General features: G+C 45.3%; 15 protein-coding genes. 8 read left to right on the forward strand and 7 right to left on the reverse strand.

What is annotated here, in order from left to right; all coding sequences use genetic code 11:
- Positions 1–53: 53 nt before the first annotated feature.
- On the reverse strand, positions 54–683 hold the full coding sequence (gene rlmE, locus ATB78_RS13815) for a 23S rRNA (uridine(2552)-2'-O)-methyltransferase RlmE (RefSeq protein WP_005439450.1): 630 nt from the start codon (positions 681–683) through the stop codon (positions 54–56).
- A 138-nt stretch (positions 684–821) separates the two neighbouring features.
- On the opposite strand from rlmE, the gene yhbY reads away from it, so the two are divergent.
- Positions 822–1,118 (forward strand): ribosome assembly RNA-binding protein YhbY, encoded by a 297-nt coding sequence (yhbY, locus tag ATB78_RS13820; protein ID WP_005425257.1) that lies wholly within the window; start codon positions 822–824, stop codon positions 1,116–1,118.
- Positions 1,119–1,210: 92 nt separating this feature from the next.
- On the opposite strand, the gene greA is transcribed toward yhbY, so the two are convergent.
- Positions 1,211–1,684 carry a transcription elongation factor GreA gene (gene greA, locus ATB78_RS13825; RefSeq protein ID WP_005439449.1) on the reverse strand — a complete coding sequence of 158 codons (474 nt, stop codon included), beginning with the start codon at positions 1,682–1,684 and terminating at the stop codon, positions 1,211–1,213.
- A 537-nt stretch (positions 1,685–2,221) separates the two neighbouring features.
- Here greA and ATB78_RS13830 point away from each other — a divergent pair.
- Both ATB78_RS13830 and dacB read left to right on the forward strand, forming a co-directional pair.
- On the forward strand, positions 2,222–3,226 hold the full coding sequence (locus ATB78_RS13830; RefSeq protein WP_009707530.1) for a porin: 1,005 nt from the start codon (positions 2,222–2,224) through the stop codon (positions 3,224–3,226).
- 117 nt (positions 3,227–3,343) lie between these two features.
- Complete coding sequence (gene dacB / locus ATB78_RS13835) at positions 3,344–4,768, forward strand: serine-type D-Ala-D-Ala carboxypeptidase (protein ID WP_061008930.1); 1,425 nt, start codon at positions 3,344–3,346, stop codon at positions 4,766–4,768.
- Here the strand turns inward: dacB and ATB78_RS13840 are convergent.
- Both ATB78_RS13840 and tyrS read right to left on the reverse strand, forming a co-directional pair.
- Positions 4,747–5,592, reverse strand: coding sequence for a magnesium transporter (locus tag ATB78_RS13840; protein ID WP_009707532.1), 846 nt, complete (start codon positions 5,590–5,592; stop codon positions 4,747–4,749). The two genes, dacB and ATB78_RS13840, sit on opposite strands and share 22 nt — an antisense overlap.
- A 424-nt stretch (positions 5,593–6,016) precedes the next feature.
- Positions 6,017–7,204, reverse strand: a complete 1,188-nt coding sequence (tyrS, locus tag ATB78_RS13845; RefSeq protein ID WP_005439437.1) for a tyrosine--tRNA ligase — start codon at positions 7,202–7,204, stop codon at positions 6,017–6,019.
- A 130-nt stretch (positions 7,205–7,334) separates the two neighbouring features.
- Between tyrS and ATB78_RS13850 the strand changes: the two genes are divergently transcribed.
- Positions 7,335–8,624: a peptidoglycan DD-metalloendopeptidase family protein gene (locus ATB78_RS13850; protein WP_005439427.1), complete on the forward strand. Its 1,290-nt coding sequence runs from the start codon at positions 7,335–7,337 to the stop codon at positions 8,622–8,624.
- A gap of 38 nt (positions 8,625–8,662) precedes the next feature.
- Here ATB78_RS13850 and ATB78_RS13855 read toward each other — a convergent pair whose 3' ends face one another.
- From ATB78_RS13855 to erpA, 3 genes are all read right to left on the reverse strand, one after another.
- Positions 8,663–11,797 carry an efflux RND transporter permease subunit gene (locus ATB78_RS13855; protein WP_061008931.1) on the reverse strand — a complete coding sequence of 1,045 codons (3,135 nt, stop codon included), beginning with the start codon at positions 11,795–11,797 and terminating at the stop codon, positions 8,663–8,665.
- A gap of 9 nt (positions 11,798–11,806) precedes the next feature.
- The gene (locus ATB78_RS13860) at positions 11,807–12,922 is read right to left on the reverse strand and encodes an efflux RND transporter periplasmic adaptor subunit (protein ID WP_061008932.1); all 1,116 of its coding nucleotides are present in this window, start codon (positions 12,920–12,922) and stop codon (positions 11,807–11,809) included.
- Positions 12,923–13,036: 114 nt separating this feature from the next.
- Positions 13,037–13,378 (reverse strand): iron-sulfur cluster insertion protein ErpA, encoded by a 342-nt coding sequence (gene erpA, locus ATB78_RS13865; protein ID WP_061008933.1) that lies wholly within the window; start codon positions 13,376–13,378, stop codon positions 13,037–13,039.
- 246 nt (positions 13,379–13,624) lie between these two features.
- Here erpA and hemL point away from each other — a divergent pair, with 246 nt between their 5' ends.
- The 4 genes from hemL to ATB78_RS13890 all read left to right on the forward strand — a co-directional run bounded on the left by hemL (position 13,625) and on the right by ATB78_RS13890 (position 21,081).
- The gene (hemL, locus tag ATB78_RS13870) at positions 13,625–14,920 is read left to right on the forward strand and encodes a glutamate-1-semialdehyde 2,1-aminomutase (RefSeq protein ID WP_061008934.1); all 1,296 of its coding nucleotides are present in this window, start codon (positions 13,625–13,627) and stop codon (positions 14,918–14,920) included.
- Between the two features lie 358 nt (positions 14,921–15,278).
- The gene (locus ATB78_RS13875; protein WP_009707537.1) at positions 15,279–16,364 is read left to right on the forward strand and encodes an AI-2E family transporter; all 1,086 of its coding nucleotides are present in this window, start codon (positions 15,279–15,281) and stop codon (positions 16,362–16,364) included.
- A gap of 76 nt (positions 16,365–16,440) precedes the next feature.
- Positions 16,441–17,466, forward strand: coding sequence for a 16S rRNA (guanine(1207)-N(2))-methyltransferase RsmC (rsmC, locus tag ATB78_RS13880; protein WP_061008935.1), 1,026 nt, complete (start codon positions 16,441–16,443; stop codon positions 17,464–17,466).
- Between the two features lie 228 nt (positions 17,467–17,694).
- Complete coding sequence (locus tag ATB78_RS13890; RefSeq protein ID WP_061008936.1) at positions 17,695–21,081, forward strand: response regulator; 3,387 nt, start codon at positions 17,695–17,697, stop codon at positions 21,079–21,081.
- Positions 21,082–21,578 lie beyond the last annotated feature (497 nt).

A 21,578-nucleotide genomic window follows, 5' to 3' on the forward strand; every position in this document is an offset into this window, starting at 1 on the left:
CAGTTCATTTCCTGTAGCTATAGTGTTAACCATGCTCTAAACAAGCGAAATAGTTAACCTTTGTAACCAGTGGCTACAACGAAGACTTCTCGGGAGCGAGCTCGCGATGAGTCTGGTTTTCTGATTTTTACGACTTTAAACATGTCTCGGACTTCTTTCACAAATTGATCGAAGCCTTCACCCTGGAAAACCTTTACGACAAAGCTACCATTAGGTGCTAGAACTTGTCGACACATATCTAAAGCCAATTCAACTAAATACATAGCTCGTGGCTGATCTACAGAGTTATTACCAGCGATGTTAGGAGCCATATCAGACATTACTACGTCAACCATCGAAGGTTGGATTCTTTCTAATAGAGCATCTAAAACCGCCTCGTCACGAAAGTCACCTTGCAGGAAGCTTACACCAGCGATTGGATCCATAGGCAATAAGTCACATGCAATGATTTGACCTTCTTCACCTATTATCTTAGCAGCATATTGAGACCATCCACCTGGAGCTGCACCTAAATCGACGACAGTCATCCCAGATTTCAACAATTTATCTTTTGTTTGGATCTCTTCGATTTTGAAGTAAGCACGAGAACGGTAGCCTTTCTTACGAGCTTCGTTTGCGTATTTATCATCAAAGTGTTCTTTCAACCAACGACCAGAACTAGCCGAATGTTTTTGTTTACTCATTTTAATCCCAACAAGGCGTAATTAGGAGCTATTGTTCTAATAGGCTCAACCTATTACTCAATAAATTATAGTCTTCAGCAATAGATGGCGTTAAAATAGCTTTTTTCAACCCTTATTTTAAAGAAAATTGGCCGCGTAATGAACCTAAGCACCAAACAAAAGCAGCACCTAAAAGGCCTGGCTCACAGTTTAAAACCTGTTGTGCTAATGGGCGCAAATGGACTTACAGAAGCCGTGCTAGCAGAAATTGAAATCGCTCTTGACCACCACGAACTGATCAAAATTAAAGTTGCATCAGAAGACCGTGAGACAAAACAGCTGATCATCGACGCTATCGTACGTGAGACGGGCGCTGAAAAAGTTCAGACAATTGGTAAAGTACTTGTGCTATACCGCCAGTCTGAAGAGCGTAAAATCGAAATCCCACGTAAGTAATCCCTACTTGCGCAGAGGAAGAAGAAAAGGTCGCCATGGGCGACCTTTTTTGCATCTACTATTTAAGCCTAATTAAAACAGACTGGTTTTAATTAGATATACTCAACGCTATCGATTTCGAAGTCTTTCGCGCCGCCTGGGGTTTGAATAACGACTTCGTCACCTTCCATCTTACCGATCAAGCCACGTGCGATTGGAGAACTGATTGAAATGCGGCCGGCTTTGATATCTGCTTCATCGTCACCAACGATTTGGTACGTTTTCTCTTCTTCTGTATCACAGTCAATTAGAGTAACCGTTGAACCAAAAATCACTTTACCAGTGTTGTCCATCGTTGTTACATCAATGACTTGAGCTACAGATAGCTTGTATTCAATGTCACGGATTTGTGCTTCACAGATACCCTGCTCTTCACGAGCTGCGTGGTATTCTGCATTTTCCTTCAAGTCGCCTAGTTCACGCGCTTCTGCGATTGCTTCTGAAATTTGTGGGCGAAGCTTTAGTAGACGATCTAGCTCAGTACGTAGCAATTGTTCGCCACGCAGTGTCATTGGAACTTTTTCCATTATATAACCTCAAGGCCAAAGGTGTCTTTGGACAAAAAAAGCCCACCCAATCATGGTGACTGGGTAGTACGTTCAAAGATTCTGTTTTGATTAGTTTAAACAAACTAGGGTATGAAATCACCTTAATTCGATTTTGCTGTCTAGTTGTGTGGTTAATAACGCGCCATCAATTGTTTTTAGATTTAACCATCATCGCAATTTATTGAAAAACAACACTGTTCATTACATAAAAAACCTCAAGAAAGATAAAAACAAATCAATGTCAGGCTAATGTCATGCCGACACAAACCATTAAAATACAACCACTTAAGACAAGCAACCACACAATTGAACACTGTTCATTAGTTGGATTTATATCATTTTACTAACTCATAAGGAAACTTTAGCAGTAAAACATGTCCGGCAAGTTGTTACGTCATAGCTTTTTCGAATGTGGGCGATTCTCACGAGTGAAACTATACGCACAACAACAACTTGTGAGAGATAACCTCTCCCCCATAAAACAATGATTATGGACAGCTAACTAGGACAAATAAGATGAAAAAGACTCTAATTGCTCTTTCTGTATCTGCAGCAGCTATGGCAACTGGCGTTAACGCAGCTGAGCTTTACAACCAAGACGGCACTTCTCTAGAAATGGGCGGCCGTGCTGAAGCACGTCTATCTATGAAAGATGGCGACGTAGCGGACAACTCTCGTATCCGTCTAAACTTCCTTGGTACTCAAGCAATCAACGACAACCTATACGGTGTTGGTTTCTGGGAAGGTGAGTTCACTACAGCTGAAAACGGCGGCGTAGACGGCAACAGCAATCTAGACACTCGTTACGCATACGCTGGTCTAGGCGGTGCTTTCGGTGAAATGACTTACGGTAAAAACGACGGTGCGCTAGGCGTTATTACTGACTTCACAGATATCATGGCTTACCACGGTAACTCTGCTGCTGACAAACTAGCTGCAGCTGACCGTTCTGACAACATGTTCTCTTACAAAGGCCAATTCGAAAACCTAGCTGTTAAAGCTAGCTACCGTTTTGCTGACCGTGAAGAAGTAAACGGCGAATACAAAGACAACGGCGAAGATGGCTACTCTCTATCTGCAATCTACACTCTAGGCGACACTGGTCTTGACCTAGGTGCTGGTTATGCAGACCAAGCTGACGCTAACGAATACATGCTTGCTGCTTCTTACACTATGAGCGACCTATACTTCGCTGGTGTATTCACTGACGGCGAAAAAGAAGCTGACTTCAAGAACACTGTAGACTACACAGGTTACGAACTAGCGGGTGCTTACACTCTAGGTCAAACTGTGTTCACTTCTACATACAACAACGCAGAGACAAACGGCGAAACGTCTGCAAACAACTTCGCTGTAGACGCGTCTTACTACTTCAAGCCTAACTTCCGTGGCTACGTATCGTACAACTTCAACCTAATTGATGCTGGCGATTCAATGGGCTCAACTACTGCTTCTAACTACAAAGCTACTAAAGCTGATGCAGAAGACGAGCTAGCTCTAGGTCTACGTTACGACTTCTAATTAAGTCTTAAGACTTGAAGATAAAATGCTCGCACTATGCGGGCATTTTTTATATCCAGAATTCTGCGATTTTTCGGTATATACTCAATTGCATAACTAACCTCACGAACTGTCACTATGCGCTTACCTTGGTCTTTATTACTTTTTTCTAGTCTCGCCCCACTCACATCAATGGCTTATCCTCATCAAGAGGTTTTGCCAGAAGGTTCTCGTGTCAGCTTGATTGCTGAAAAGCTCAACGACCAAAGCGAGCTAACTGGTATTCACCCAACCGATCAGTATTTCCCACCAGCCAGCACCTTAAAAGTGGTCACGGCTTTAGCGGCAAAACTTGAACTGGGGAATAGCTTCGCATTTCGTACCACATTAGAAAGCTCGAGCTCAGACGCTGTACTTACCTTCTCTGGCGACCCAACCCTGCTCACTCAAGATCTAAAAACGATGCTGGCGCGAGCAAAGAAAAATGGACTAAGCCAAATTAAAGGCGATCTTTGGTTAGATAATAGCGCCTTTACTGGGTACAACCGCGCTGTAGGCTGGCCATGGGATATTCTGGGGGTTTGTTATAGCGCGCCAGCGTCCGCAATCACTCTAAACGACAACTGTGTTCAAGCTTCCATCTACACTAAGAAAAACGGCTCAACACGGGTTTATGTTCCTGAACATCAACCAATTAATGTCAGCACGAGTGTAAAAACCGTCTCTAGAAGCGTTCAGAAGAGCCGTCACTGTGATTTAGACCTTATTGCTAACCCAGACAACAAATATGAACTAACCGGCTGTCTGGTCGACCGTGGCGACAAGCCCCTTCCTCTTAAATTCGCCGTGCAAGATCCTGAGCGCTACACCAGCCAAAAAGTGCAAAAACTCCTTAAACAAGTCGGCATTTCATTAAAAGGGAATGTCCGAATTGGTAAAGCCCCAGAAAAACAGCGTAAATTGCTTGCTGTACACAAATCTAAACCGTTGCCGCAATTATTGGATCAGATGCTCAAACGCTCAGACAACTTGATTGCTGATACGCTGACTAAAACACTTGGCGCGAAGTTTTTTGTTCAACCGGGAAGCTTTACTAATGGCACAGAAGCCATCAAACAGATCATCTTTGCCAATACTGGTGTCGACATTCGTAATGCAAGATTAGAAGACGGCTCTGGCTTATCACGCAACAACCGAATTTCAGCTACTTCGATGGCGGCTATTTTACGTTACATTTGGCAGCATGAGAAGGAGCTTAACCTGATCGCAATCATGCCTAAGTCTGGTGAATCAGGGACCTTGCAATACCGCAAAAGTATGCGTAAAGCGCCAATTAAAGGACAGTTGATTGCGAAGAGCGGTTCACTTTACGGAACCTACAACATGGCTGGGTATGGATTAGATAAGAATGGTAAACCAAACACCGTCTTTGTTCAGTTTGTGTCAGACTATTTCCCAGAAAAAAGGGACGATAACAAACCTGTTGTCGCCCCTATTACTCAGTTTGAGAAATTGTTCTACCAAGACATTGTGAGCTTTAGTCAGGCAATGCCTAAGAAGTAGTTCACAACGGTAAAGTAGATCCACATCCCTGATATATCGACAATCGATGCTAAAACTGGACTCACCAATACGGCGGGGTCCAGTTTACAAGCTCGAGCAATAATCGGCAGTAATCCGCCAAGCGTGGTTGAAATGGTCACCTGAATAAACAACGCGACGGCAATCGCCAACGCGATATCCTCAAGCGCAAAGCCACCTGTCGATTGCCCACCACTAAATAGCATGATGCGACCAACCATAACGACAGCAATCGCTAGCGCGATAAACAGAGCGACACGGCTTTCTTTCCATAGCACTTCCAACCATTGGCGCTTCTTAAGCTCACCCGTTGCGAGAGCGCGAATCACCAAGGTTGCCGCTTGCGTCCCTGTATTACCACCAGCTGCCGCGATTACCGGCATGTAAACCGCTAGCAATACAAGTTGGCTCAATGTGTCTTCATATTGGGCGATGATTAAGCCAGATACAATTCCGAGCAGCGCAAGCGCAATGATCCAGCCAATACGCTGTTTCACATGCCCTAGCACACTCGTAGAAAGATAACCGTCTGGTGTATCAACCTCAGACATATGCAAACCTAACTGGTGAGCATAGTGACGCGCACGTTTGTCATGCCCCGCTTGTTCAAGCTGTGCAATAAGGCTATTCACATAACCTACCGAGCAATGCTGCAAAATACCCACCGCCTCATCAATAGGCATAACCGTGAGTAAATGCAGCTGTTGCTCTTGCTCGTATCGCAAAAAGGCGTTACGAGCGGCACCAATTTCTACTTCTGAGAAGTTTGGTGTTGTTTCAATAAAAGTGTTGTTCATTACCGTCATGGCGAATCTCCCGATTGGCATTGGTAACGACCATCGACAACGCACGCAAATAGCCTTCAGCACAATCCATTACGTGTATTAGAAACACTGGATGCACGAAAACATCAATGCAATAGCACTGCCTATTCAGAATTTATGAAGGGAAACAACAAGAAGGAAAAAATTAGAAAAGATGCCTTACCACTCAGGTAAGGCGGAGATCGCCAATACCGAAGCGGGTTATTTCGCTCCCTTAATCTTACTCACCCAGCAACTGGGAGGATGGTCGGTATTGTTCATGTAAATCTCCGATAAAGCTGCTCATCTAGCAGCGCGCGTATAGTAGCAAAAACGAGTCACTTTTACAGTCAATCTCTTGCGGATTCACCAAATTTTCATACAAAAAAAGCGCCCAGTAGGCGCTTTCATTTTGAACAGTTATTGATTACTTAATAGTAATTCGTGCGAATTTACGTTTACCAACTTGGAATACGTAAGTACCTGCTTCAGGTGCAAACTTCGCATCAGCAACTTTCTCGCCTTCGATCTTAGCTGCGCCTTGCTTAACCATGCGCATTGCTTCAGAAGTTGAAGCACATAGACCGGCTTCTTTCAGTAGGTTTGCTACTGGTGTACCCGCTTCAAAATCAAACTCAGGCATTTCATCTGGAATTTGGTTCTTAGCAAAACGGTTAACGAATTCTTGCTCTGCCGCATCGGCATCCGCTTCACTATGGAAACGAGCAATGATTTCTTTCGCTAGCAGTACTTTGATATCGCGAGGGTTCTTACCTGCTTCCACGTCAGCTTTGAACTGTGCAATTTCTTCCAATGGACGGAAAGACAGTAGCTCGTAGTAGCTCCACATTAGATCGTCAGAGATAGACATGATCTTACCAAACATTTCGCTTGGCGCTTCGCTGATACCAATGTAGTTGCCTGAAGATTTAGACATCTTCTTCTCGCCATCTAGACCAACTAGAAGAGGCATCATCAGTACAACTTGAGGTTTTTGACCGTGAGATTTTTGCAGCTCACGCCCCATTAGCAGGTTGAATTTTTGGTCAGTACCACCAAGTTCAACGTCCGTTTCCATTGCTACTGAGTCCCAACCTTGAAGTAGTGGGTACATGAACTCGTGGATAGCGATTGGTTGACCGCCAGCGTAACGCTTTTTAAAGTCGTCACGTTCTAGCATACGAGCAACAGTTTGGTTCGCAGCAAGACGAATCATGCCTTCTGCGCCAAGCTCAGATAGCCACTCAGAGTTGAACTGAATTTTTGTCTTAGCTGGATCTAGGATTTTGAACACCTGCTCTTTGTACGTTTCAGCGTTACGAAGAACGTCTTCACGACTGAGTGGTGGACGAGTTGTGTTCTTACCTGTTGGGTCACCAACCATCGCAGTGAAGTCACCGATTAGGAACGTCACTTCATGACCTAGTTCTTGGAACAAGCGAAGCTTATTGAAAATAACCGTATGGCCTAGGTGAATGTCAGGTGCTGTTGGATCGGCGCCCAATTTAATACGTAGAGGACGACCTTCTTTTAGTTTTGCGATCAGCTCTTCTTCTGGAATCAGCTCTTCAACACCGCGCTTAATCTCGGCTAATGCAGCTTCAATGCTCGCCATTCTTGTTCACTCCCACAGATTTGGCAAAAATATAATAGCTGAACATCTTACTTGAATAGCGATGCATTTTGAAACACGTTAGACTAGGTAGTTGTCAATTTTTACGTTTAATTTAGTAATCAAGTACCTCATGCATTCGATTTTTGTCCGACTACCACTCTTGCACAAAGTACTGATCGGTTTTTTTAGTGCACTTATCATTGTCGCGCTGTTTTTCTTACCCGATCCGCAAGACCTCGATCCGCAGCAAAGCCGACTCAAAGTTGGTGAGCATTATTCGGTACCGATTTCCGTAGAATCACCCGAGCGCAGCACTTCTTCTAACCTCCCTTCTGTTTTGCGCTGGGAAACGTATAAAGTCAAAAATGGTGAGAGTGCTGCAGTCCTGTTTCAGCGCGTGGGTCTATCACCTCGTCTTTTGCATGAACTGATTACTTCCGATAAAGAAATCAAACAACAACTCACTCGACTTCGTCCTGGCGATAGACTCCAATTTGGCTTTGATGAAAACAACGACTTTATTCAACTTAAACGTACACTCAATGCCTTCGAAACTTTCCGTATAAAACTGCAAGGCAGCAAATACGTTTCTGAAGTGGACAAGAAAGAAGTCGATTACCAATTCAACTACGCAGAAGCGACCATCAAATCCAACTTCTGGAATGCAGGCATCTCATCAGGCTTGAATGCGAACCAAATTATGGAATTAGCCGGCATCTTTGGCTGGGACATCGACTTTGCTTTGGACATTCGTAAAAACGACACCTTCCGCGTGCTTTATCAAGAAGAAGTCGTCGAGGGCGAAGTCATTGGACGTGGCAAGATCATCGCCGCGGTCTTTAAAAACCAAGGTGACACCTTCACTGCGATTTTAGATGAGAAGAGCGGTAAGTACTTCGACGAAAATGGTCGAGCAATGAAGAAAGCCTTCTTGCGCGCTCCTCTGGATTTCCGCCGTGTGAGCTCTAACTTTAACCCTCGCCGTTTACACCCAGTAACGGGCAGAGTTCGTCCTCACCGAGGCACCGATTACGCAGCACCAGTTGGTACGCCAATTTGGGCAGCTGGTAATGGTGTGGTACAAAAGTCAGCTTACAACAAATTCAACGGCAACTACGTGTTTATCAAACACAGCAACACCTACATCACTAAGTATCTGCACTTGACGAAACGTACAGTGAAAACAGGGCAACGAGTGAAACAAGGGCAAACCATCGGTACTTTAGGCGGTACTGGCCGCGTAACCGGTCCACACCTGCACTACGAGTTCTTGGTCAACGGTGTTCATAAGAACCCAAGAACCGTGAAGTTGCCGCAATCGAAGTCTTTAACGGGTAAAGCGAAGCAAACCTTCATGGCGAATGCAAAAATCAGCATGGCGAAGCTGGATCGCTACAGTAAGTTACTCGCGATGAAGTAAAAAGGCATGATTGGTTAGAACAACACCTAAGAGGCAGCCTAAGCTGCCTCTTTTGTTTGTGGTTCTTTTTCATCAAGGTTGTGTTCACGGCCAAGCATGAGAAGACAAGGCGTAAGCACCAGCGTCAACACCGTAGCAAAAGCCAAACCGCCCGCAACAGCGGTTGCTAATTGAGACCACCATTGTGTGCTTGGCGCACCAAACTCAATCTTCTGATTCACTAAGTCGATGTTCATCTCTAACACCATTGGCAGTAAGCCAAGAATGGTAGTGACTGTAGTTAACAACACGGGGCGAAGACGTTGCACCCCAGTACGTAAAATCGCATCTGATTTTTCTAAACCGCGTCTGCGCATTTGATTGTAAGTATCAATCAATACGATGTTGTTGTTTACAACAATACCAGCCAGCGCGATCACCCCAATCCCCGACATAATGATGCCGAATGGTTTTTGGAAGATGAGCAAGCCGGCAAACACGCCAACCGTAGAGAACAGAACTGCACTTAAAATCAAAAATGCTTGGTAGAAGCTGTTGAATTGAGTAATCAGGATCAAAGCCATCACACCGAGTGCAACCATGAAAGCACTTTGTAAAAACGCAGAAGAGTTTTCTTGCTCCTCGTTTTGACCGCGAATTTTAAAATCAATACCAGCAGGCAAGCCCAACCGCTCAACTTCTGCAGTTATCTTTGGTAATTCAAGGGCAAGGTTATACCCCTCAACCATGTCTGCTTTGATGTTCACCACGCGTCGACCATCAACACGTCGAATTGTATCTTGCTTATGGTCCGGCTTAATCTGCGCAAAGTTAGTGATCGGCACCAAGCCTGCCGCCGTTTTTACACGTAATTGATCAAAGCGGCCGATATCCCGCTTATCTTGCGGATAACGCACTAAAATATCGACTTCTTCATCGGCATCATCGGGCAAATAATCACCAATCTTCAAACCGTTAGTCACGAACTGGACGGTATTACCAACCAGAGTCGCATCAGCGGCAAAGCGAGAAGCATCGTCTCTGCGGATATCAATCTGCCAATCAATCCCTTCTTTATTAGTGGTATCACTCAAGTTAGTTAAAGCGGGATTACGATCAGCCCAGTAACGAACCATTTTGGCCGCACTGTCTAACTGGTCAATGCTTGAATTTTGCGCCGACATTTCAATGACGAGATCATGCTCTACTGGCGGACCAGCATCAGGGAATTTGTACTCCAACTCCACACCTGAAAATTGATTAGTGGTCTGTTTGAGCTCTTCAATGATGTCTTTCACTTTGCGACGATATTGCCAGTCAACAGGGGTGATCTGAATCTGACCTATCTCATCGCCATCATTTGAATCCGTTCCGGTACGCGTGTAGACACTTTCAAACTCATCGTGTCCTAGCATGACTTTTTCGATCTCTTTCATTACGACGTCTTTTTCGTTGATCGATAAATCACCGTAAGAACGCACCTTGACGGTAAAGAATGCAGGGTCCACTTCTGGGAAAAATTCAGCGCCTAAGCCCGCTTTGCTATAAGTAAAGCCAACACCACCCGCGAGCAAAATCGCACTGAGCAATACTTTTAACGGGTGACGAATTGCAATCGAAAGCGTCTTGTAATAGAGCTTGGTGATGCCAGTGGCTTTATCAAATTCACCATTATGCAGATCAACCATCTCTTGCTGGCTTTTTGGATTCACAACTTGGGGCTTACCAATAATCCCACCAATCACCGGAACAAACAGCAGCGCCATCATCAGTGAGGCAGTAAGTGTTGCGATCAAAGTTAACGGTAAGTACTTCATGAATTCGCCAGTAATATCTGGCCAAAACAGTAAAGGGGCAAACGCTGCAAGGGTCGTCGCAGTTGATGCCGTTATAGGCCAAGCCATCCGTTTTGCCGCGTCTCGATAGGCTTCTTTACGTGGCGTACCTTCTTGCATCCGTCTATCAGCAAATTCGGTCACTACGATAGCCCCATCCACCAGCATCCCTACCGCCATAATAAGCGCGAAGAGCACCACTATGTTGACCGTTAAGCCAAACACCGACAGCACTAACAAACCTGTAAGGAAAGAACCCGGAATCGAGATACCAACCAAGAGAGCGGTTCGCACACCAAGTATCGCGATGATAACAATGACGACAAGAATGATGGCAGAGAGAATGTTGTTTTGCAGATCGTTGAGCATCAGTTTGACGTCATCAGACTGATCCCACGTGTATTTGACTTGTAGGTTATTCGGCCACTCTGAACGCTTTTGTGCCTCGTGCATCACTTGTTTGACTAACTCAACTGTCTCAATGATGTTTTCACCCGCGCGTTTTTTGACGTTGAGTACGACAGCAGGATTACCATCCAAGCGAGCAAAACTCTCAGGATCACGAAATGCCCTACGCACCGTCGCCACATCACCAAAGGTAATCACCTCTTTACCGTTCACCTTGATAGGTAGCTCTAGTACGTCTTTAAGAGAGTCAAACACAGAGGGAACTTTAACCGAGAAACGACCATATCCCGTATCGACAAAACCCGCAGCCACGACTCGGTTGTTGAGAGCAATCAAGTTGTAGATGTCTGCTTGATCCAAACCATAGCTTTCCATCAACAGCGGATCGACGACGATCTCAACAATGTCTTCACGATCACCGGCAATATCAACTTCCAACACCTGACGGTAGCTTTCTAGCTTGTCACGCAGTGCACGAGCAATTTGTACTGTTGTGCGCTCAGGGACAGTGCCATACAGAACCAAAGTGAGGACAGGCTCTTCTGATGCGAACGTCACTTCATTTACGGTTGGCTCATCACTATCTTCAGGCAATTTAGGTTTGGCAAGATCGACGGCGTCACGCACATCTGCCATCGCTTCAGCCAGATCAATACCGACACTAAATTCAAGCGTAACCGAGGCATGGCCTTCTGAAGCAACCGCGGTCATTTCTTTTACGCCTTCAATTGAACGCAGCTCTTGCTCTATTGGGCGAACTAATAAGCGCTCCGCATCAGTTGGTGAAATGCCTTGGTGCCCAACGGAAACATAAATAATTGGGATGGTGATATCGGGGCTCGACTCTTTGGGGATCGTGATGTAGGTGATCACTCCAGCAATCAAAATCATCACCAATAAAGTGAGCATGGTACGTGCACGCGATAACGCAGCATCAATCAAAGCAAACATATTGCCTCCTTACTGCTGATTCGCGGCTTCGATGGCGTCATCCACCTTGGTCGCCATCACTAAATCACCATCACGCGCAAAACCTTGTCCGAGCACAATGATGTCCACTTGGTCGCCTAATCCAGACAACCAAACGCCATCTTTTTCGGCTTTCACAAGTTGAATAGGAACAAAATGGACATGCTGATCGCGTAGTGTCTTGATGCCAAGGTTGCCTTCTTCATCGAGTGCGAGCATGGCTGCGGTCACTTTTACGGCCAACACTTCGCTCAAAGACAACACGACTTCGGCACTGATCCCCGCCGGCATTGCACTCTCACGGTTATCAATTTCAATCTCAATTGGGAACGTATTGGTTGAAGTCGAAGACACACGTCCGATATAACGAATCGTGCCTTGGTGATGAAGGTTGTTGATAGTGCGAACGTCAGCTGCTTGGCCTTCTTTTAAATACTGAATGTGACGCTCGCTCACATCCGCTTCGATGACTAACTTTTCAAGGTCAATAACGGTGGCAATCGGATCGCCAACACCAACAAAGTCACCAACTTCAACGAATCTATGGTCAAGAATGCCATCGAAAGGCGCTCTTACTTTGGTGTTTTTGAGTGCAGTTTCAACGTTACTTAGATTTGCGCGTGCATCAACCAAGGCAGCTTGCGCTGTGGCAAACGCAACTTCACCCTGTAAGCCTCGATTTTTAAGAGACTCTGCGGCTTTAAACTCTTTTTCTTTAACACGCAGCATCGCTTTGGCGCGTTTAAGCTGAATATCGAGGTCACGCTCATCAATATAGGCAATCACCTGCCCTTGCTTCACGCTTTGTCCTTTTTGCACATTCAAACTGATGATCTTACCTGCGACTTCAGCCCCTAGACGAGCTTGTCGATTTGGTGCGGTGCGACCGTACAGTTCAATGGTTTTGCTGGTTGGTTGGGCGGTAAAAGAATTGAACATCACCTTAGCAACAGGTGTGTCTTCGGATTGAGAGTTTGAGGGAGAAACCGTTTCGTCTTGTGCTTTAAGTTGACCCATTGCGAGCCAAGCAGCTAAAGCGATCACAAGCGTTAGAGAGACTAGCCATGGACGCTCTACAATACGACGTCCAAAAGAAACTCCAGACATACAAAGTCCTTTTTATTTTTAGCTCGCAGCTCTCTTTGGAACTGGGAGTGCGTTTACGTGACTTCCTGCTACGTAAAACTCAGGCAGCCAATTGGCTGCCTGTTGTCGTGTTAATTAAACACTGAATGATGCACCACAACCACAAGTTGTCGTCGCATTTGGGTTATTGACGAAGAAGCGAGCTCCTTCCAAACCTTCTGTGTAATCAACCACGCCACCAATTAGGTATTGCAGGCTCATTGGGTCTACAACCAGTGTTACGCCACTGTTTATGATCGTTGTGTCACCTTCATTTATGTTTTCATCAAATGTGAAGCCGTATTGGAAACCACTACAGCCACCACCAGTAATGTATACGCGTAATTTCAGCGCTGGGTTTTCTTCTTCCGCAATCAGTACCTGAACGCGAGATGCCGCGGCATCAGAAAAAGATAATGGTACGTTTACTTCGCTCACGAAGACCTCTCTCACTCGTGTAATGCGTCAAGCCTGAAGCAAGACGTCAAATTTGTGCTAATTAGAGCGATTATCCAATACCTGACCAACTCGTTCAAGTATTCACCGCCGATTCTTTATATCCGATGCTGATATGTAAGATTACAACGCCAGACTACACATAAATTACCCAAAACGTTTCTAACTTGAGTTTAGCTAGGTACAATGCGCTCCACTTGGTCCGAGCAATCAAAAGAGGATAACCCCATGACCAAATCATCAGAGCTATATCAAAAGGCTCAGCAAACCATTCCTGGCGGTGTGAACTCACCAGTTCGTGCATTCAACGGCGTTGGCGGTTCTCCGCTATTTATCGAACGAGCAGACGGTGCCCTGATTTTTGATGCCGATGGTAAAGCGTACATTGATTACGTTGGCTCTTGGGGTCCTATGATTCTAGGTCATAACCACGCAGTAATCCGTGAAGCGGTTATCGATGCTGCACAACGCGGCCTAAGTTTCGGTGCACCAACTGAGATGGAAATTGCGATGGCTGAGCTTGTATCTGAGTTAGTGCCATCAATGGAACAAATCCGCATGGTAAGCTCTGGTACAGAAGCGACCATGAGTGCTATCCGTCTAGCTCGTGGCTTCACTGGTCGTGACAAGATCATGAAATTTGAAGGTTGTTACCACGGCCATGCTGACAGCTTGCTAGTAAAAGCGGGCTCTGGCGCACTAACTCTAGGTCAACCAAGCTCTCCTGGCGTTCCTGCAGATTTTGCTAAGCATACGCTAACAGCAACATTCAACGACCTAGATTCAGTACGTGAACTATTCGCAGCAAACAAAGGCGAGATCGCATGTATCATCGTTGAGCCAGTAGCGGGCAACATGAACTGCATCCCACCAGTAGAAGGTTTCCACGAAGGTCTTCGTGAAATCTGTGACCAAGAAGGCGCGCTGCTGATTTTTGATGAAGTAATGACAGGTTTCCGTGTTGCTCTAGGCGGCGCGCAAGCACACTACAACATCAAACCAGACCTAACGACTCTAGGTAAAGTGATCGGTGGCGGCATGCCAGTGGGTGCTTTCGGTGGTCGTAAAGAAGTGATGCAATACGTAGCTCCGACAGGTCCTGTTTACCAAGCGGGTACGCTTTCAGGTAACCCTGTGGCGATGGCTGCGGGCTTTGCATGTTTGAACCTTCTAAAAGAAGAAGGCAACGAGAAACGTCTTGCGGCGAAAACAAAACAGCTTGCTGAAGGCTTCAAAGCACTTGCTGAGAAACACGGTATCCCAATGGTAGTAAACCAAGTGGGCGGCATGTTCGGCTTCTTCTTCACTGACCAAGAAACCGTAACGTGCTACGAAGACGTGACTAAGTGCGACGTTGAGCGCTTCAAACGTTTCTTCCACCTAATGCTAAGCCATGGCGTTTACCTTGCACCATCTGCATTCGAAGCAAGCTTTACTTCACTTGCTCATGGTTCAAAAGAAATCGACGCAACACTAGAAGCAGCAGATCACTGTTTCGCGATTCTAGCAGAAGAAGCGAAGTAAGCTTTTTACTCGCACACCAAAAGCAAAAAAGGACCTTCAGGGTCCTTTTTTATTGTCTGAGTTATGCTTGCCAATTAAAAATCACGAGAATAGCGAGTACGCCGATAACAATACCAAACCACGGTATGCGTTTGTTTTTCTTCTCACTCTGACACTTCTTGTCACCGTTACAACAACCCATTTTTCTATCTCTTGATTGATAACTGCCTGATTTGTGGTCATTATAACAAGGTCCGTTGCACCTTCCCAATTCAGCTATGTCATAAGCTTGAAAGAATCGTCGGTGCAAAGTAATAAAGGTTTGACGCTGTGGTATAAAGCGCTAGCCGTAACATCATCCGTAAGTTGGATTAATCCCATGCCGAACAATGTAAAAATCACGTCGAGCCACCGAGTGTTAGTTGTTGCACTACTCGCCGCTGCTTTTGCCTGCTATTTATTGGTTGAACCCTACGTAAACTCAATCGTAATGGCCTTTATTATCTCGCTACTTATGTTCCCAATACATGAGTGGTTTGAGAGCAAAATGCCTAACCATAAAAACTTGGTCTCACTACTCTCCTGTGTGGTTCTAACCTTTATTATTGTGATTCCATTGTTGTTTGTCTTTGCTGCCATCGTTCAGCAAGGTTCCGTCTTTTCTCAAAATACCTATAAATGGGTGACCAATGGTGGAATCCAAGATATCTTCCAACACCCTTGGGTAGTCAAAGGTTTAGCGCTGGTTAATGAGTACTTACCTTTCGATAAAATAGAACCTCAAGCTATCGCAGAGAAGATTGGTCAATTCGCCACATCATTTGGTTCAAACCTTGTTGCTATCAGTGCAAAAATCCTTGGTGATGCGACGAACTTCCTGATGGACTTCTTCCTGATGCTGTTTGTGTTGTTCTTCCTGTTGCGTGATCACGATAAGATCATCTCAGCAATGCGCCACATCTTGCCGCTTTCTCGTAGCCAAGAAGACAAGATTCTGACCGAGATTGAACAAGTATCGAAATCCGCAGTTATGGGGTCATTCTTGACCGCGATAGCTCAAGGTTTTGCGGGTGGTATTGGTATGTGGTTGGCTGGCTTCCCTGGCCTGTTCTGGGGCACGATGATGGGCTTCGCGTCTTTCATTCCAGTCGTTGGTACCGCGTTAATTTGGATTCCGGCAGCCGCTTACTTGTTCCTAACTGGTGATACAACTTGGGCCATTTTCCTAACGGTGTGGAGCGTGGTCGTGGTTGGCTCTATTGATAACCTGTTGCGCCCGCTGCTAATGCAAGGTAGCGCCGGCATGAACACCCTTATGATCTTCTTCTCGTTACTGGGTGGTCTGCATCTGTTTGGTTTGATTGGTCTTATCTACGGTCCATTGATCTTTGCCGTGACCATGGTGTTGTTTAATATCTACGAAGAAGAGTTCAAAGACTTCCTCAACCAACAAGACAACAGCTAGTCATCGCTTAAGCACTTCAAGCTTGGGGCAGATTGTGCGAAAATCTGCCCCTAATTATTTCTGATGAACCTAATTTATGTCTGCTTACATCGCACCTAGCCAAGTTGCTCAGCGCCAACTTGAGTATTTCAACGGAAAACACGTTTTAGTCGCAGGAGAAGTTGAAGACTTGTTCCCGCTAGAGTTAGTGGAGCATTGCGAATCTGTAGAAGTGTTTACTTCCAACTACAGTTACTATCGCCAAATTCAAACCTCTGACAAAGTCAAAAGTCATTTTGGATCTGAGTTTGACTTTGAAACACAAGCAGACATGGTCCTTTTATACTGGCCAAAAGCTAAAGCTGAGGCGGAATATCTGCTAGCGATGTTGATGGCTAAGCTAGGCATCAATACAGAAATCGTTGTGGTTGGTGAAAACCGTTCAGGTGTAAAGAGCATCGAGAAGATGTTCAAAGACTATGGTCCCGTGAAGAAGTACGACACCGCTCGTCGCTGTTCATTTTACTGGGGAACTTGCCTTAACCAGCCAAACCCGTTCAATCAAGGCGACTGGTTTAAATCTTACGAAATTACACTTGGTGAACAATCACTTACCGTTAAGAGTCTACCTGGCGTATTTAGCCATGGTGAGTTTGATCTGGGCAGTCGTCTTCTGCTGGAAACCTTACCAAAACTTTCAGGCAAGGTACTCGACTTTGGCTGTGGTGCTGGTGTGCTAGGTGCATTTATGGCTCAAGCAAACCCAGAGATCGCGATTGAGATGTGTGATATTAACGCTTATGCCATTACCTCTAGCCAAGCAACACTCGAAGCGAATGGATTATCAGGTCGTGTTTTTGCCTCAGATATCTACTCAGACACAGCTAAAGACTACCGTTTTATTGTCAGTAACCCTCCATTCCATAGTGGCTTAGACACCAACTACAACGCAGCAGAAACTCTGTTAGGTCAAGCACCAAAGTATATGACGGCCAACGGTGAGATGGTCATTGTGGCGAACAGTTTCTTGCAGTATCCGCCAATTATTGAGAAAGCATTCAATAATTGCGAGACGCTAAATAAGACCAATAAATTCTCTATCTACTACGCTAAAAAATCGTAACACTCCCTTGCGCAGGTGAATTCCTGCGCAATCCATTGCTGAATTTTACACAACTCAAAGAAAAACTGCGTCGCTACCCACGCTTTGCAATCAACTTTCTTGTCAAAGAAAAAAAACTCGTTAATTTTGTTAATTCTATCGAATTTAACTTCTTGCCCGTTTTTAACGAGAACCTTGGCAAGCGCCAACCAATCGGTCGCTGCCCTTTAACGAGTTGTAATCTTATCCATGTTTAAATTCTACAAAAAGCAGAAATTTAAGCGCCTGCAAAGCACGCTAATGACCGCATTTTTGGTTCTTAGTATTACGCCCCTGACGATCACTGCGATTTTCTTCCTGCAATCACACAGTAAAGATCTCCAAGAGCAAAGTACATCGCACCTGCTCTCTGTTCGTGATACTAAGCAACAGCAGATCATTGACTACTTCGCTGCGCAAGAAACGGAAGTGATGGGCTTCGTACGTTCAGAACTTGCCTATGCCAGTGGCGGACGCTTCTACGGCTTAGTCAACGCATTTAGCCGTTTAGGGCACGATATTGACGAAGCGAGAGAAAACGCACAGCACCGCTACATCAAAGGCAGTGGTGATCAAATCAAAACGTTGATTTTGCCGGAATCGTCCAACTATGTTGGCAGTGAACGCTACCGCCTACTCCACAAACGCTACCATTGGGCATACCTAGAACTGCTAAAACGTTCTGATTTCAATGATATTTTGTTGGTCGACATTGACGGTAATGTCACGTACTCCATCAATAAAGATGACAACTACGGCACAAACCTACTAACCGGTCGCTATAAAGAGACGGCGTTAGGTCGTACCTTTAAACGTTTATCAGAAGACGTCAGTGCACGCCGAAAAGTCAATGAAGATTACACCCCAGTGGTGGTGTCTGACTTTGATATCGAAAACGGAAAGCAAGTTGCTTGGTTAGGTGCGCCTATTGTTCAGCAAGGCTACCTCCACAGTTACGCAATGTTCCGTTTGCCAAATAACGGCATTACCAAGCTTATTGCGGAAATTAACCGTGATTCATCCATTGAAACCCTGCTCGTTGGTAGTGACCACAAACCTAGAACGATCAATACCAAACAAGAAGATATCCAAAACAGCTTAGAAATCGTGGATAAAGCGTTGGCCGGTGACACTGAAGTAGGTACTTACAGTAACCGCTTAGGTGAAGAGATGATTGCGGCGTTTGCGCCAATTGAAACTCGTGGCCTTACTTGGGCATTAGTCGTGCAACTTCCGGAAAAAGAAGCCTTTGCGCGTGTCCACCAGCTTGAAAAACTGTTTGTGATTGCGATGTTAATTGCGATCGTATTGGTAGTTATCGCCTCACATTACTTATCAAACTTCATCACTTCACCGCTGCTAAAACTGACTTGGGCAGCAGAGAAAGTGTCTGCTGGTGATTTGGATGAAACAACCTTTAACACCGAACGAAAAGACGAGATTGGGCGTCTTGCGATCAGCTTTGAGCGTATGCAACGCTCTATTCGTGAAAAGATTCAAACCATCAAGCAGCAAAATGAAGAGTTAGAAAGCAACATCAAGCTGATCCAAAAGCAAAACGAAGAATTACAGCTGGCTGATAAGCTGAAAGATGAGTTCCTTGCGACAACCTCCCATGAACTTCGCACGCCATTACACGGCATGGTTGGTATTGCAGAAACCTTGGTATCTGGCGCAAATGGGGCTATTCCGGCTAGCCAGAAATATCAATTGGACATCATCATCAAGAGTGGTCAACGCCTAGCGAACCTCGTTGATGACTTATTGGATTACCACAAGATGCGCTATGGCAGCATGGATATCCAAAAGTCAGCAGTGAGTTTAGCAAGTGCCACACGCTTAGTATTAGAGCTTTCCGGTCACCTATTGGGTAACAAGACTATCCGCATCATTAACCAAGTGCCTGCAGATTTGAAAGCTGTCTCAGCGGATCCTCAGCGCTTAGAACAAGTGCTGTACAATTTGATCGGTAATGCCATCAAGTACACCTCTGAAGGTAAGATCGTCATTTCAGCAATGGTTGTTGACGATCAAGTTCGAGTGCAAGTCGTGGATACAGGTCAAGGCATCCCAGCAGAGCATCTAGACCATATCTTCGAACCTCTGATTCAAGCAGGTCAAGACGCGAGCCGCTACCGTCAAGGTGCAGGACTGGGTCTATCAATCAGCCGTCAACTTATTGAGTTGATGGGCGGTTCATTGTATGTGAGCAGTCAACCTATGGTAGGCACCACATTCAGCTTTACCCTGCCGCTGGCAAGTGAAGAAGAGATCCAAGCTACACAGAGCCTTGCCGCTCGTGGGCACTTCCAAATCCCTGAGGCAAATTTTGAGAACAACGATGACTTGTCTCTGCCAGAGAACCCAGACGGTCCATTGCTTTACGTTGCCGATGATGAACCAGTTAACCTGCGTGTTCTAGAAAGCTTCCTAAGGTTGGAAGGCTATCGCGTTCGTACAATTTCTGATGGTCCAGAAACGCTGGCGCTGATTGAACAAGAAAAGCCAGAACTGCTTTTATTGGACATCATGATGCCGGGGATGAGTGGTTATCAAGTGTGTAGTGAGCTTCGTGAAACTTACGATCATGCAGAGCTACCAATCATCATGCTAACCGCATTAAGCCAAACAGAGGACCGAGTGAGAGGCTTTGAAGCGGGCGCGAATGATTACCTGACAAAACCATTCAACAAACAAGAGCTAGCGGCACGTATTCAGGCGCACCTAACGGCAAGTAAAGCGGAAATGCGACACATCGAAAACAAGTTATTAGAGTCGGAGCTGCGCCAACGTGCAGAAGTCGAAGCGAGCTTGTTGGAGACCCAAGGGCGATTACTAGAACAGCTAGAGTCAGCACCAGAAGCCATTATTTGTCTTCGTGAAGACCAACGCATTCGCTTTGCTAATGAAGCGGCCTGTAAGCTGTTTAAACGCAGCTTAGAACAGTTGAAGCGATCTTCAGCAGACGAATTGATCGCACCTAAGTTCTTGACGGTTAAGCAGCCTCACTACTGTGGCAAGATTGATATCTACATTGAAGATATTCGCCAAAACATCGAAGCCGACATTCTAAAACTGCCAGAAGGCTCTGGTTTGGATGTGATGTACATCTTTAATGTCGGCGGCGGAGCTAACGCTGCTCGTATCCACAACCTAGAGACGGCAGTTGAAGTGCTTTCATGCTACGCATTCGATGGCGACAAAGACCAACTTCAGAAGCTAAAAGAGCTTGGTGGAGAGTTTACACGCTTAGCAGATAAAGCTTTGGGTAACAAGAAAGACAAACAAGAGCTGCTTCGTGAGGTTCTTGTCGATACCATGACCCATGCATTGGAATACTGGGAGTCTGTTACCGGAGAGACCAAGTTTGCGTTTGCTGAGCAAAGTGGCTTGTGGCGTGTTTACCTAGACCGCAGTACCTTGCAGACTCGTACCCTCGACAAATACATGCGTATCGAGACACTACCTAAAACACCACGTTGGAGAACGGTATTAAGCTCGATTGAGTTTATCTTGGAGCACTGTAAAGAACAGAGCCCAGAACGCGCATACATTGAAGCTCAGCGCGACAAAATGCAGAGACTTTTAACAAGCTAACTGCACAACACACAAATGACAGCCCCGCATTTAGCGGGGCTTTTTTATATTCGACCAAAACTCACGCTTACCGACTTAGATAGCAAGACGACCACTCAGGCTCTAATCTATATCTACTCAGTTACTCTCCATGTCCCACTTAGATCATCTTTTATCAGTTCATGTAGAGTTGGAAGCAAGCTATCAAAAAAGCCATTCTAGACACCCTCTACGTACGAATTTGAGCGGCAACTTTCTGGATAATTAGAAACGTAATTTATTACCCTAAAGTCCTCTAAAAACACTTCCTTTCCCTCATAAAAAAAGCATAATCAGCAGCCAAATTTTGCTGTTAAAAACCTCTATTTTTTACTCAGCAAGGGAAATTAGGCCAACATTTGATGGAGATTGCGAAGTCAATCACAACAGAACGGCAGATTAAATTTCACCTAGTTAATTAACAAAAAAATCGTGTGTGAGCCAGATCGCCAAAGCATTACAAGCCCACAAAACCATTA

It is taken from the genome of Vibrio sp. CUB2 (assembly GCF_001557945.1).
GTDB lineage: Bacteria > Pseudomonadota > Gammaproteobacteria > Enterobacterales > Vibrionaceae > Vibrio > Vibrio owensii.